General features: G+C 33.4%; 9 protein-coding genes. 5 read left to right on the top strand and 4 right to left on the bottom strand.

All coding sequences use genetic code 11. The annotated features are described in order from the left end of the window. Window positions 1-3: 3 nt before the first annotated feature. From PQF96_RS24365 to PQF96_RS24355, 3 genes are all read right to left on the bottom strand, one after another. Window positions 4-645, bottom strand: a complete 642-nt coding sequence (locus PQF96_RS24365) for a hypothetical protein (RefSeq protein WP_271769154.1) — start codon at window positions 643-645, stop codon at window positions 4-6. A 95-nt stretch (window positions 646-740) separates the two neighbouring features. Next, window positions 741-1,640: a hypothetical protein gene (locus tag PQF96_RS24360; RefSeq protein WP_271769151.1), complete on the bottom strand. Its 900-nt coding sequence runs from the start codon at window positions 1,638-1,640 to the stop codon at window positions 741-743. Between the two features lie 103 nt (window positions 1,641-1,743). Then, window positions 1,744-1,914, bottom strand: coding sequence for a hypothetical protein (locus tag PQF96_RS24355; protein ID WP_167571847.1), 171 nt, complete (start codon window positions 1,912-1,914; stop codon window positions 1,744-1,746). 286 nt (window positions 1,915-2,200) lie between these two features. Between PQF96_RS24355 and PQF96_RS24350 the strand changes: the two genes are divergently transcribed. Next, complete coding sequence (locus tag PQF96_RS24350; RefSeq protein ID WP_271769147.1) at window positions 2,201-2,368, top strand: hypothetical protein; 168 nt, start codon at window positions 2,201-2,203, stop codon at window positions 2,366-2,368. 23 nt (window positions 2,369-2,391) lie between these two features. On the opposite strand, the gene PQF96_RS24345 is transcribed toward PQF96_RS24350, so the two are convergent. Beyond that, window positions 2,392-2,640: a hypothetical protein gene (locus PQF96_RS24345; RefSeq protein ID WP_271769145.1), complete on the bottom strand. Its 249-nt coding sequence runs from the start codon at window positions 2,638-2,640 to the stop codon at window positions 2,392-2,394. Between the two features lie 113 nt (window positions 2,641-2,753). Between PQF96_RS24345 and PQF96_RS24340 the strand changes: the two genes are divergently transcribed. Genes PQF96_RS24340 through PQF96_RS24325 form a run of 4 tightly spaced genes read left to right on the top strand, consistent with a single transcriptional unit; the run spans window position 2,754 to window position 15,246 of the window. After that, entirely contained in the window at window positions 2,754-3,002 is a 249-nt protein-coding gene (locus PQF96_RS24340; protein WP_271769884.1) for a helix-turn-helix domain-containing protein, read from the top strand. 17 nt (window positions 3,003-3,019) lie between these two features. Beyond that, window positions 3,020-5,860: a DEAD/DEAH box helicase gene (locus PQF96_RS24335; protein WP_271769143.1), complete on the top strand. Its 2,841-nt coding sequence runs from the start codon at window positions 3,020-3,022 to the stop codon at window positions 5,858-5,860. 6 nt (window positions 5,861-5,866) lie between these two features. Further along, window positions 5,867-10,654: an Eco57I restriction-modification methylase domain-containing protein gene (locus PQF96_RS24330; protein WP_271769141.1), complete on the top strand. Its 4,788-nt coding sequence runs from the start codon at window positions 5,867-5,869 to the stop codon at window positions 10,652-10,654. 11 nt (window positions 10,655-10,665) lie between these two features. Then, entirely contained in the window at window positions 10,666-15,246 is a 4,581-nt protein-coding gene (locus PQF96_RS24325) for a sacsin N-terminal ATP-binding-like domain-containing protein (protein ID WP_271769139.1), read from the top strand. Window positions 15,247-15,248: the final 2 nt, after the last annotated feature.

Raw genomic sequence — 15,248 nt, 5'->3', positions numbered from 1 at the left:
TAATTATGAATTACCAATGCGAGTAGCGCCTACCAGATACCCTGCGATAAATACCACGCTTAAAAGCACTAGTTCATCTTTTCCAAATACAGATGTTTTTTGGGGTTCTGAAACAGCGGGTGTTGTATCTTTATCTTTTTCAGTAAGCTTTCTTTGACGCATTTCATTCCAGACCATTTGTACTTCTGATGCCAACTTCTGATCTTCTGGATTGGCATTAGATTTCTTTACAATTCGGTCATAATAGCTTTTAACTTCCTTATCGCTTGCATCTGAAAATTGATCCAAGAAACTATCTTCGTCACCAGATCCATTGTAGTTCGAATGCCCACACTCTCCACAAAAATTGTCTTCACTATTATAGTTGTCATTACTACAAGAATTGCAGGGCTTTTTCTTCTTCTTTGTATTTAGGGCTAGTATTGCCTTCTTATCTGGATGATGCTGTAGTACTTCTGAAATTACCGATTTACCATTTTTCTGTATCAGTTCTTTGGTTGCCTTTACAAGTGTGTGTAAATCTTCTGGAACTTCATATCCACAATCAAAAATGATTTTGCGGATCGGATCAGGGTTACTAAGCACGATGTAGTCAATACTATTTTGTGCCAAGCCTTTTGTTCTATGTCTTTTTGATGTTTTCATAAGCATGTATTTTGTGATTAAAAAAAGATCAGCCAAAGCCTTGGAATATTCCTATCGCTTTGGCTGTATCACTTTTGTAAGCTTGCTTATAGCAACTATCTCAACCTACGTCTACGTAAGCTTGATATTGGATATCGACGTCTTGGTCTGAATCTGCGTACTGGTCTTCTACGAACTCGTCTACGTCTTCGTGGACGGATTCCAAAGGCAGTCTGCCTTTTTCTTCTACGGATCAAATCGATCTGTGGTAGACCAGTAGTTCTTGGAACTCTGGATAATTCCGCCACATTATTACCTTTTAACAGGTTACCCATATTCGCTCTCGCCTTGATGGTAAAAGTGAATACTGCTGTAGTATCTGGATTAACAGTTACACGTAAAGAATCCTGTCCTGTAACATTCAACTCGAAGTTATCATCATCAATTAATTGCTGCGTAAAATTTTGCGGACTCGTAGCATTACGTGGTTGATACACACGGATTGTATTCGATCCTGCTGCCGTTCTTTTTGTCAACTTTAATACATTGTCAAATTGTAACGGATTTGATACAGAATACTTCATCCCTGAAATCTTAAAAGGATTCGCCTTAGATTCCTCACGAACTTCCTTATGACTCGATTCCTCAACCGTAACTGTTACACCAGCAGGTTGCGCTGCTTCCTCATTTCCTCCAAACACAACCGCTTCAGCTTGATCACCAGAAGTGTTTTTTACCACTACGGTAAGGGTTCTATCATTGGGATCTATTTTACCAATGGAAGTACGGGTGTAATCATCGTAACCATCTTCCTCAAAATCATCTACATACTCATCTTCGTATTCCTCATCGTAATCGTCATACCCATCCTCATTTCCTTCAAAACCTGAATCGAAATCATCCTCCTCATCCTCATAGTCATCATACCCATCGTGCATATCCATATCTCCATCATAATCATCAAAATGATCTTCTGCATCGTCTTGATATCTCATTAGTTCATCGTAATCGTTCATAATAATTTGTTTGTGCTGTCATAGACAGCGTTTGACATTTCTTAATCTCCATTCTCTAAATACTCACCATAACAAAGTGGCTATGCCACACCTCTCTAAAGGGTTATGATTTTTTGTTAGCGATTTGTGATTTTTTAGCTGCTGCTAGTTTTTTAGCTTTTCTTTTTTCCATCCAAGGAGCTACTTGAAAAGCTCCAATTGCCGTAAAAGCTATTGCTGATACAAGGATTACTGCTCCTATAGCCTTGTAGTCCAAATCTTTTTCGTTTGCCATTTCTCTAGTGTATTATTTGTGAATATTTGGCTTGGTTTCTAAACCTTTGACAGCTAAATTCAGAAGGTATTTTTGGAAAAACACGCAACTTTTTTGCTACGGGGCATTGAAAAATTGAGGAATGTCGAATTGGTGGGATACTCCGAATTATGAGGTGTAGTAAAACTTTTTTCTACTAAATCCAAAATATCAAATTTTATAGATGATTTGTATTGATATTTGCAATAGAAAAATATGATTAACCTTCTGAAATAATTCTACTATTTTTGTTAGAGACACTACAATTATGAGACGTATTCTGCTTCAGGAGCATATCATTGTAACAAAGAAGGTATTCGATGAATACTTTAATGATGCTTTGCAAAAAGGAGAATTAAGGGTAGGAAATGAAAAGGGTGAAGTTTTAATAAAGTTTCTACGACTGAAGTATTTTTGTCCGGACAAACTACCCTAGTTAACGTCGTGTTATTTAATAAATTATTGAATAACCTGACCCTTCTCCCTCAAATACACTCCTACATCTGGCTTTTTACAAACTTTCACATTCTCAGTTAGAAAATGAGTATCTACTTTATTTTCCTCTCTTAATTTCTTTAGACACTCAATGACCATTGTAGTTGGAACTAACTGATTTGGTAGTGGTCGAACTCTAACTCTGTTGGTCTCTTTATCTAAAAAAAATTCACACTTAATATTATCATAATACTGCCCTATTATCAGATCCATAGTTGACAAAAAATTAGTTTCTAATTTAAAAATATTCTCGTACTTATTCCTTAAATTGTTCAAAATTTGTCAAGTCTTTTTAAAGAAAACTCCCTTATTATGATAGGCGAACACTGAGAGAGCCTAATGACATCTTACTAAGGCAATTAGCAGCTAAATTAGATACAGATCAAGCTATGTTAAGTAAGATGGAACATGGTGAACATTCATTTAAAAGAGAGCATATTGATGTGCTTGCAAAAGTGTTTAAGCAATCAAAGAAAGGCTTGCTTACAATGTGGCTTGCAGATAAGATATTGAAAATCGTTAAAAGTGAAAAATTCACTAAAGAAGCTTTGAAGCTTGCAATTGAAAACGTATAAAGACCAGAAAGAATAAATTGAGCAACGATACACTAACCAACCAAACTCAAAATGTTACTCCAGGAATAAGGATTAACTTAAGAGGAGAAGATTTTATTGTTACTAATAGGGAACGGGACATCATTGATGCCGAAGGGATTTCTGAATTAGTGTACGGTCAAAGTTTTCAATTTGATTTACGATTAGAAAACTACAGAGTGATTCAGCCAGAAGAAACTGAGCTTCAAGCTGACGATTCGACGCATTACAGACAGACAAAGCTTTTTCTTGAAACTATCTTTAGGAATTCTTCTCATTATTCCGAATTTATTGAGATAGCTCATAAAGCGGCCATAAGAGGAGCTAATTATCAATATGAGTCAACCATAAAAGCACTTTCGTTACCGCAACCAAAAATACTTATTGCAGATGCAGTAGGTCTTGGTAAAACGGTTCAGGTGGGAATCTTTCTAGCGGAATTAATTAGACGAGGAAAGGGAAAGAAAGTTCTGGTGGTAACTCCTAAATCTATTCTTGCCCAATTTCAGCAAGAAATATGGGCTCGCTTTGCTATTCCATTAGTTAGGTTAGATAGTCAAGGAATTGCCAGAATTAAAATGGAAATTCCATCAAACAAAAACCCATTCAATTACTATGATAAGGTAATTGTTTCAATTGATACGCTTAAAAACAATGCTAAGTTTAGACACTATTTAGAAAAAGTAAAATGGGATGTTGTAGCCATAGATGAATGTCATACAGTTGCTAATATCGCTTCTCAAAGGGGTGGACTAGCTAAATTCTTATCGGAAAGAACAGATGCGATGGTCTTAACTTCGGCAACCCCTCATAATGGTAAACGTGAGAATTTCGCTAATTTGATTAGTATGCTCGATCCTACTGCAATACCGTATAATGGTGAGTTTACAAAAGAGGATATTCAACCATTATATGTTAGAAGATTTAAAAAGGATATTGAAGATGAAGTTGGTGATGCATTTAGAGATAGGATTACTAGTAAAATAGAATGTCCTTTAAATCCAGATGAAGAGGAAGCCTTAAGAATAATTCAAGAGTTTAAATCTGTTGCTCAAGAAGAAAGTGATGGGAATTCTACATTTGGGGCATTGCTTTTTTCTATTGGTTTATTCAAAGCTTATATGTCTTCACCTAAAGCTTGTTTAGAGACGGTAATTAATAGAATAGAAAAAGCTATTGATGAGGAAGGTGTAATCGAACACCTTCAAGAACTAAGATTAGTTCTTGAAAAAATAGTAAGGCAAAAAAGTGATTCAAAATACAATCAATTACTCTTCAAACTCGCTCAAATGGGTTGGAAAGGTAAAAAGAATGATGAACGTATAATCATTTTTGCGGAACGCAGAGCGACTCTAAATGAATTAGAAAAAAACTTTAAAGAAGATTTTAAGCTAAAAGATAATGCAGTTGTTCAGTTCAATGGAAGCCTTACCGATACAGAACAACAAGCGATTTTGGAAGACTTTTCGAAAGAAGACAGTACTATTAAACTTTTCCTAGCTTCAGATGCAGGGAGTCAAGGTGTTAATCTTCATTATTTCTGTAATCAAATGTTCAACTATGATATTCCTTGGTCTATCATAACCTTGGATCAAAGAAATGGAAGAATAGATCGTTTTGGTCAAACTAAAACACCATTTATCTACTATCTCATTGCGGAATCTCAAAGCGAGGACGTTCAAGGAGATATTAGGATTGTAGAGCGCTTAAAAGAAAAGGAAGAAGAAGTACATAAAAGTCTGGGTGATGCTGGTAGCGTTATGGGCTTCTATGACCAGCAGAAAGAGTCCAAATTAGTAGAAAAAGCGATAGCCAATAATGATATGTCACTTTTGGATTCAAATGAAGAAGATACCGTTGACGATGATTGGCTAACGGCATTAACTGAAGACTCATCAGCTACTAGAGCACAGATGAAAATTGATGAAGGTTTTGCTTCGTTTTATCAAGACGATTTTAGCTATTATGCATCACTTATTGATGAATTAAAAGCTAAAGACGAAAGACTTATTCCTCTGATTAATATAGATAGAGAAGATAAGGTTCTAGAGATTGAACAATTCGAGGAAATATCATCTAAAGGTGTTTTATATGATATGCCTAAAGAAGCTTTTCCAAAATCAAGTCAAACATTCAATCTTACTACTAACACAGATATTGTTGAAAGGTCAATTATTCAATCTAGAAAAAAACAAAACGAATGGCCAAACTTTCAATTGCTATATGATTTAAATCCTATTGCAAAATGGATGCAGTACAAATTACTAGGTCAAATAGACCGCGGTAAAGCTTTAGTAGCTCGATTGAGAGAACCATTGCCTAAAAATACTGCTTGGTTTGTTTTTCAAGGAATAACATCTAACCAGCAAGGGAAACCAATTTTTTCAAAGACCTATGTTGTTGGAAAATCATTTGACGGAACAAGTGTGGGGAGTTTAGAAAACTTCCAAGAGTTTTTAATTCAATACCGCCTTAAAGATACTTTACCTGAGCTCGAAACTACTAGAGAACAACTTGAAAAAATTAAAGAGTTGCTTCCTGAAGCAGTGAAAAGCGCAAAACAGATATATGATTTAAAAATACAAGGTGATCTTGAAGATGAAATGGAAGATAAGTTAGAACGCTATCAGAAAAAACTAAATGATTGGCTTAGTGCATCCGAAAGACAAATGGATATCAAATTTGGAGATGAAGAATTCGGAGGAGGCTCTTTTCATAAAAAGAAAAGAAAGAGTGAAGTAAATTTTGTAAAAAATCAAATGGATGCATTCTATAATGAGTACTTCCAATTAGAAAACGAACCGTTCCTGAGAGTATTAGCGGTTTTTTATAATGGGTAATTAAGAATGATAGAGTTTTTAGAAAATATAGGTGATTACTTTTCTCAGCATTTCTTTGATGAAGACTTTCCAAAGAAAGTGTTTGATAAATCTGGATATGGGTCGGAACATATTAAAGAGTTCACTCGCAAGATTGCTCCAATTAGCGAGAAGTATTATAAGTTTAAAAATGACTACTTAAGTCTACGAAGAACAAAAGATAAAGTACTTCGTACTCATCAGTTTCATACTGAATTATTAGAGGCGCTGGGTTACATTAATGGTGTTAGAGCCTATGATGAACCTGTAGTAATGGATGACAGTAAAATTATTCCTGTACGTTATCGCTTCAATAAAAATGACAAGCCTTATTTATATATAATGGAAATGCAGCCTATGATACAAGTAGGTGATGTGGATGCAGATGGATTATATGAACAGAGTTATATTAAAGATGATTGGGAGAAAGTCCTTCCCAATTCGTGGGATGGGTTTGATATAAGACCGGAAGTAATTAAGGAAGCATTATCAGAGCTATTTTTATTGCCCGAAGAAGAACGTCCGGTATATCTAATAATGCTTGCTGGTCCAAAAATATTCTTGATTCAATATGAAAAATGGAAGTTTGATAGTTATTTACTTTTTGATTTAGAAGAACTATTTACAGTAACTAAAACTGCTTCTAATCGAAGTTTACTTGCTTTATTTTATGCTCTTTTAGCGAAAAAGCAATTCATATCTGATACAGAAAGTATATTGTCTGGATTAGAGGAAGATGCCCACAAAGCAAGTTATGGAGTAACTGTAACTCTAAAAAACGCAGTTATTTATGCCGTAGAAGCTCTTGCTAATGAAGCTATAGAATACAGATTAAAGAATGCATCTACCCAAGACGATAAACGTAAGATAGTAGAGCTTCGTAATAGTGACAATTTTGCTAGAGAACTAAAAGATGAATGTTTGAACTTCGTTTATCGTTTGCTCTTCCTTTTTTATGCAGAATCACGAGAAGATCTAGAGATTTTACCAATGAAAGACAGTACCTATCAAAAAGGGTATAGCCTTGAAATGTTACGCGATTTAGAAATGGTAGCTCTCACTACTGAATCTTCTCGTAATGGATATTTCTTTTCTGAGAGTTTGTGGAAACTTTTTGGTTTTCTGCATACTGGATCTGACCTAAGAGATGGGTTTCAGATGCGCCCATTGGATTCTCCTTTATTTGATAATGATGCACTAAAGCATCTTATGGGAATTCAGTTTAGCAATATCGTCCTTCAAGAAATTGTAGTTCGATTATCGTTGTCTGAAAGAACAAAGAATAAAGGGCGTGGTAGAATATCGTATTCTAATCTTGGTATAAACCAATTAGGGAGCGTTTATGAAAGCCTTTTATCCTATTCGGGTTTCTTTGCAAGAGAAGATTTAATCGAAGTTAAAAATGCCAAAGATAAAAATGGCAGCGATGCTACGTTCCTTGTGCCAAAATCAAGACGTGATGATTTTAAGGAGGCTGAAATACTAAAAGACGCGGAGCATCAAGAACAAGATGTGGTAATACCTAAAGGACAGTTTGTTTATCGTTTAAATGGTCGAGATCGTAAAAACTCAGCATCCTATTACACTCCAGAGGTCTTAACACAATGTACTGTAAAGTATACGCTTAAGGCGATTATAGAAAATCTTAAAGAGCGACAAGCGATTGTAGATGGGAAATTGACTGGAACAAACTGCGCAGATGAAATTCTAAAGCTTAAAATTTTAGAACCAGCGATGGGTGCGGCAGCATTTCATAATGAGGTGATTAATCAATTAGCTATAGCTTATTTAGAGTTAAAGGAAAATGAAGAACAAGCAGCTGGTCGTAAACGTATTACGCCTGGTGTTTATAAAGGCGAATTACAAAAGGTAAAAGCGTACATCGCTGCAAATAACGTCTATGGAGTCGACTTGAATCCAACCGCGGTTGAACTTGGTAAACTATCATTATGGCTTAACTGTATGCACAAAAATATGGAAACGCCATTTTTTGCGCATAGACTTGGAGCAGGTAACGCAGTTGTAGGTGCTTGGTTGAAAGTATATAAAGAAAAAGATTGCTTATTAGAATATCCAACTGAAGGAACTCCAACAGCAAGGCGCAAACCTATACCTAAGCCTTGGTGGGATAAAGCACCTAAAAGAGTAACGTGGAATAAGGACGGAACGCTTTCGCGAAAGCAAAATCAGATTTATCACTTTTTGTTGCCTGATGATAATATGGTTCCTAGTCATAGTATTAAATTATTAAAAAATGGGTTATCAGAAGCTGAAATAAATGCGTTTAAAGACTGGCGAACCGAATTTAAAAAGCCCTTGAGTAGTGTCGAAATAGCTCGATTAGAAAAGATAAGTAGTGTTATAGACTATCTACTAGAAGAGCACTACAAGCAACAGATGGGTGTTATCGTTGATACTTCTTCTGTATATCAGGTGTATGGGCAACCTAATCCTCAAATTACCACAAAGGGTTATAATGAGAAAGAACGATTAACAGAATCTCGTAAAGACCGTTCTGCACCTTACTATAAATTAAAGATGGTCTTAGACTATTGGTGTAGTCTATGGTTTTGGGATGTTCGGGATGTTCGATTATTACCTAATAGAACGGAATGGTATAATGAGATTGAATCTATACTACAGATAGATAGTAATGAGTTATTGTTGGAAGCTTCTGGACAGGATATTAAAGAACAGATACGAAATAAAGCAAAAGCGGGAACCTTATTTGATAACAGCGATCGTATTGAGAAGGTAGAGGAACTAGCACTACAGCATCACTTTTTTCATAATGAGATTGAATTTATTGAAGTTTTTAAAGAGCGTGGTGGTTTTGATGTTATTGTGGGTAATCCACCTTGGTTAAAGTTGCAGTTTGAAGAAAAAGGAATAATGAGTGAATCGTTTCCTGAATTAGAAATACGTAAAGTAGCAGCACCTAAAGTAAGAAAGTTACAAGAGCAATTTCTGGAAGATGAAACTCAAAGAGAGGCATATTTTAGTGAGTTTATTGCTGTAGAATCTGCTGCTACATTTATGAATGGGCATCAAAATTATCCTTTACTGAAAGGGCAACAAACTAATTTATATAAATGCGTTTTAACAAATGGATTTGGAATGATTTCTAAAGATGGATTTTTAGGGATAATTCATCCTGTAGATATTTTCAATGACCCTAAAGGCGAAACATTTAGAAAAAATGCTAACAATAGATTGAGGTATTATTTTAATTTCCGTAATGAACTAATGCTTTTTTCAGAAGTTTCTCATACTAGGTTTTACGGTTTATGTATTTATGGAAGCAAGCAGAAGACACCAGATTTTTATGCTATAAATAATCTTTTTCATCCATCTACGATTTCAACTTCCTTTTCCCATAGTGGAAGTGGTATTGTCAATGGGATGAAGGTAATAGATGAGGTTTCAGGTAATTTTAGTTGGAATACAATACCACACAAGTCCCGTATTATAAACTTTAAGGAAAGAGAATTAAGAATCCTAGCAAAAACCTTTGAAAATTCTGATAGATGGCAAGGAACAAAGTTGATCAGTATACACTCGCAAGAGTTAATTGAAGTTTTTGATAAAATAGGTGAGTTTAATGGAACTGTAGGAAATTATAAAAGTAGAATTACTCAATGTTGGGATGAAACTAATTCATTGAATGCTGGAGATATAGAAAGAAGAACTAAAATTCCTGACATAAATGCATATGAGATGGTCTACAATGGACCACATTTCTTTGTGGGAAATCCTTTGTACAAAACACCAAGGGAAATTTGTTCTCAAAATTCACACTATGACATTATTGATTTAGGATTTTATAATAAACCTATAGACTTCCAAAGAACAAATTATGTTCCTTTAAATGTAGATGAAGATTATTATCACTCTATTATTGGATTCAAAAATGGAAGTTATGATGATGGAAGACCTAAATATGATAGTTGGTTTAATTATTACAAGCTTGGCTTTAGAAAGATGATAGATATTAATACAGAAAGGTCTTTAGCAGGAGCAATTTTAGCTAGAGAGTCTTCTCACGTTAATGGTGTTATATCGATAATTTTCAAATCAGAAAGTCTTTTACTTGAATTAGCAGCTATATCTTCTTCTGTAATTTTTGACTTTTATTTAAAATCTATTGGTAGATCAAATTTATATGATAGAACATTGAGGTCATTCCCTATGGGAGTAGATGAGATTTTTTTAAATTATTTATTTTCTCGTATCCTTTTATTGAATTGTTTGAATAATCAATATTCAGAATTATGGGAACGCAACTGGAATGATGATTTTAAAGGAGATACTTGGAGTAAAGAAGATACGCGCTTAAAACCTTTTAGTGAGTTAACAGAGGAATGGGAATGGGAAATACCATTACGCAACTGGTTTGAGCGTAGGCAAGCATTGGTTGAAATAGATGCGATTACTGCTCTTGCTCTTGGACTATCCTTAGAAGAATTGATTCTGATGTACAATGTGCAATTTCCAGTGCTTCAACAAAATGAAGACGATACTTGGTATGATACAAAAGGTAATATTGTATTTACTTGTTCTAAAGGTTTGGTAGGCGTAGGTCTCGGCAGAGGTGACTGGAACGCCATAAAAGATATGAAAGCAGGAGAAACCTTCGAGTATACTATTACAAAAAGTGAATTATATCAAGGCAAAAAAATAACCTATTATGCGCCATTTACAAAGTGTGACCGTGTTGAAGATTATAAAATGGCTTGGGCGCATTTTGAAGCAGTTTTCAACGATAAAAACGAATAGGAAGTAGAATAATGTTAACCAAAGAACAAACCATATTTGCTGAAGATGTACTCAAATTAATTGAGGAGAATCGTGATACTTATAGACAAGTAAAACGAATCACTAGCGACTATAGGTTGGAGAAAGAGACAACAGAATCTTATAACGGTAGACAGATATTAGAGTTGTTACAAAATGCAGATGATGCAAAAACAGATACTGTTGTTATTGAGTTAAATAGAGAAAAACGCATTTTAACAATTTCAAATAATGGAAACCCATTTACAGCAGAAGAAGGTGTCGCTTCTTTAATGATTGCACACACCTCTAGTAAAAAACGAGAGTTTATTGGTAATAAAGGATTGGGCTTTCGCTCTATTCTCAATTGGGTAACAGAGGTGAAAATTATAACTAAAACCGATACTGTTGTTTTTTCTCAAAAGATAGCTAATGAAGAGTTTAATGCACTACCAAAAGAATCTAGAAGTAAATTAATAGAAGACAACAAGGAATATTTAAGTAAAGATGAAGTGCCTTTTGCTATTCTGGCAATTCCTAGATTATATGTCAATGAGATACCTTCAACTTATGAAACTACTATAGCCTTAAAATACCTTGCGAATAAAGAAGAAGATATAGAAGGGCAGATAAAACTGTTAGCATCAGAAATTCTGCTTTTTCTAAATCATATAAAGACCATTATTGTAAAAGATAGTAATGGTGTTTTAGATAAAAACTTCTCTAAGTCATCGAATGAAAAAGGAACTATAGTAACAATTAACGAAGCCACTTGGAATATAAGAGATTCAGGCGATGTTTTAAACAAAACAGTTAAAGGAAAAGAGCAATATTACAGATATAAGATAGCTTGGAAAGATGATTTAAGTGATGTGAACTCAAAGTTTTTCACTTATTTTCCTACTCAAGAACGTGCACATTTACCGTTTTTAATACACGCTACACTCGAACTTGACCCAACTAGAAATCATATAAACAACTCTAAGGATAATATCAATTTACTCTCGGAAATAGCCAAGAGCATTGGTTATATTGCTGAAAATAGTATCAAGAAAGAAACGAGTGATTGGTCTTCGTTTAAATTCTTGTCAGTTGATAGAGAAAATGAAAATGAAATACTTACCGATTTTTACCAGGTAATAGAAGATTATAGAAGCACTTTAGAAATATTCCCTTGTGTCGATGGTAGTTACTGTACTTACGATGATGCTGTGTTTTATGGAGCTGAATTTTCTAATTGGGTATTACAAAACAATGTAGAATCATTATTTCCAAATCTTATAATTCCAGAAGTTGATGTAGATGTTGATTTTGGCAATGCATCAGAATATACTGAAGAAGCTTGGACAGATATTTTAGGAGAAATCACCCAACAAGTAAATAGCATCTCCGAAAGGGCTCAATTAATTAAATTATTGACACAATATTCTTTTGATAAAATTCATACATCAAAAAATAAAGCGCCTTTACTTATAGATAATTCCGAAGGCGTTATTCCGGAATATAGGCAGGCATTTATGATGAATAGAAAAGATATTGAAAAATATTTTATTCCCGAAGCTGTTGAGATTTCGTTTATGTCAGATAGCCTATTTGCTGAATTACTTAAAGTCTTTGAAGAAGAAATTAAGGAAAAACGTATTGAAAACGAACATCGTTCTAGACCTCTAAAAAGATTGATTTCAAATGTTGTTAATATTGGTTCAAATGATATTACAGACGTTATACGACATATAGTAACCACTTCTGAAAACAAAATAAAAAATACAGAAGATGGTGAGGAAGAAAAATTAAAGATTGTAACTGAAATGGTTAAGTCTTTGTTTTCAATCTATCAAGTAAATCCAGATAGAAGAAATAATATTAATCTTGATGTTCCTCTTTTAAATAAGGATTTAGAAGTGAGCTACGCAAAAGACCTTTTTCTAGGAGAAGGGTATGACAATGGCAATAAAACTACTATTGTTTTTAAAGACATTTTTGATGATTCAAATTATGTCTTAGGAAATGATTATTGGAAGTTAGAGGATAATAGTATTGGCTACTTAGATAATTTCTTTTTATGGCTTGGTGTAAATAGAATTACCAAAACTAAAAAGACTAAAGTAGAGTTGCATAGAAACACTGAAGACTCATTTACTAAATTCGTTTTCGACCAAACTAATTGGCCAGAGAACAACTCTCATAAAGTTTATGAAATCACTGAAATTTTAGATTTTGAAGCCATTGTTAAACACCCAAGTTTCTCGATAGAAGTTTTAGTTGCTTGGCTAATTTCGGATTCTAATCTATCAAGACAGTTAAGTTTTGAAAACGAAGATTCATTTAAATATTCATACCACAACAAAGTAACTCCTTTAAATCAAAAACCCTCTTACATTTATTATCAGATAGTAGAGAAATACTTGACTGATTTAAACACTAAATTTATTGCAGACCTTGATTTTGCAAAAGAACTAGGCTATAATTCTATTGATTTTGAACATCAGGTTTTTAAACAACTAGGTATTGATGAAAATGAAATCATTATTATACTAAATCAGCTTAAAGTAAGTCGTTTATTTAATGATTTAAAAGTTGAAGAAGTCTATAGTATTTTACAAGAATTACCAGCTATAAGTCCTGAAGAGAAGTATGTACGCAAGATTTATACACTTGCGTTCAATTTTTTCAAGATTAAAAAGGATTACGACTACATAAATCACATCAAAGACTACAAGCTTTTAGCTAAAAAACGCAATAAAAAAAAGTATGTTTCGGCAGAAAACGTTTACTATAGCGATAATTCTACTTTACCTTCAAAAATAGCTGATGACTTTTGGGTTTTCGATTTTCCAAAGAGATTAGGTGAAAGCCAGATATCCAAATTCTTTGGAGTTAAAACGTTCAAGGAAGTTGATTTAGAAATTTACCCAGATTCTATTACGGAGAGTAATATAAACACTGAATTTCAAAAGTGGTTTCAGAAAATTAAGCCTTATCTACTTGCTTATAGGTTAATCTCGATTAAAAATTCGATTGAAAAAACAGAGGCAGATGAATTGAAAAGAGTAGATATAAAACTCGTTTCATCTTTGCAATATAATATTGAGGGAGGTGAGTCAAAAGAACTCCTTTCAGGTGAATTTTTACCAATTCCAACTAATCAAGGTTTTTACTTATGTGTTGAAGAAAACACATCACTTGATCTTATAAAAGACACGCCAAAAATATGTGAAGCGTTTGCAGAAATTCTTTGTGTGCTTTTTAAAGTTAACGACCATAAAGATAACTACAGGGTGATTTTTAAAGATAAAAGAAGCTTAAAAGACACCATTTTTACGATAGAAGTAAATTCCTTAATCGAAAATTATAATAAGGCTTTAGAATTGCTTGGAATTTCTATGGATGAAATTCATTTTTGGACAAAAATTTATGTTCTTAAAGGAAAGGAGTTTCCTAAAACAATTAAAGATTCTGATGAGCTTTCGGAATTAGTTCTGAGAGATTTAGACTTTAAATTTTCAAAGGGATATACTGGTATTGATTACGGTGCTTTTGACAATCATTTATCAATAGATTTCTTAAAACAAATAACAAGTAAATTGAGTATTCCCGTATCTGATTTATTTGATGAGAATTTTCAAGGCATTTTAGAATATCATAAAAAACGTTTTTCAATAATACTACTTGATTTTAAAGAGGACTTTAATACTTCTTTATGGACGAATTTGAATAATAACAGAAGCGAACAAAAGTATCTAATTTCATATCAAGAAAATTACGAGAGACTAATTGATTCCTCTACTTTAGAAAGTGAATTACTAAGAAATAGATTTAAGCTAGATATAGATTACGCTAAGTTGTTGAAGCAAGTGGTTAGTGAAAGTTTCGGTTTTGAAATTAACCTAGATAGTAAAGCTTGCGAAATAATGATTCAATCTGAGTATAAACCGCTGTTACGTGAAAAGAAAGTAAATGAAGTCGATATAGAAGACTCAGAACACAGGAGTCTATTGTATTTTAAAGGTAATAAGGAAGAGGTTTTAGCTTTATTAGCAGCTTCTCAAGACGACGATAATAGTGATTTAATTGACGATATAAATGAAAACAAAACTGGCGAGATTATTTATAATTCTTCAAAAAAAGTAGTACCAAAAGAATCTGGTGGTCGAAGTGGTAGAAAAGGTAGTTGGAATCACAGTGATAAAGATGCAAAGCGAAATAAGATGTCTGGTAAAAAGGCAGAAGAATTAGTTTATAATTCTTTGAGAAAAAGAGATGATGTTTTAAAAGTAGAATGGGTTTCCAGTTTTTCTAATACATCAGACAAATCAGATGAAAAGCACTATGATATTCGATATAAATTGGAAGGCAGTACAAATTGGAAATACTTAGAAGTAAAAGCATTTAACGGCACTTATTTTCATTTAAGTAAATCGGAAAAAAGAGAAGCTGTAAAACAAGGTAAGGATTATGAAATAGCTTTAGTATTAGGTGAACAAATACACATTTTGAAAGATTATTTTGCGGAAGATGTTGATTTTGAGAATAACAACTTGTTTTATGCTACACCATCGGATTATATAATTTCATTAAAACTAAAAACAGAATAGTA

This window comes from Aquimarina algiphila, from assembly GCF_947494415.1.
Lineage (GTDB): Bacteria > Bacteroidota > Bacteroidia > Flavobacteriales > Flavobacteriaceae > Aquimarina > Aquimarina algiphila.
Note: the sequence above shows the minus strand (reverse complement) of the source record. Positions and strands in the feature narration are given on the sequence as shown.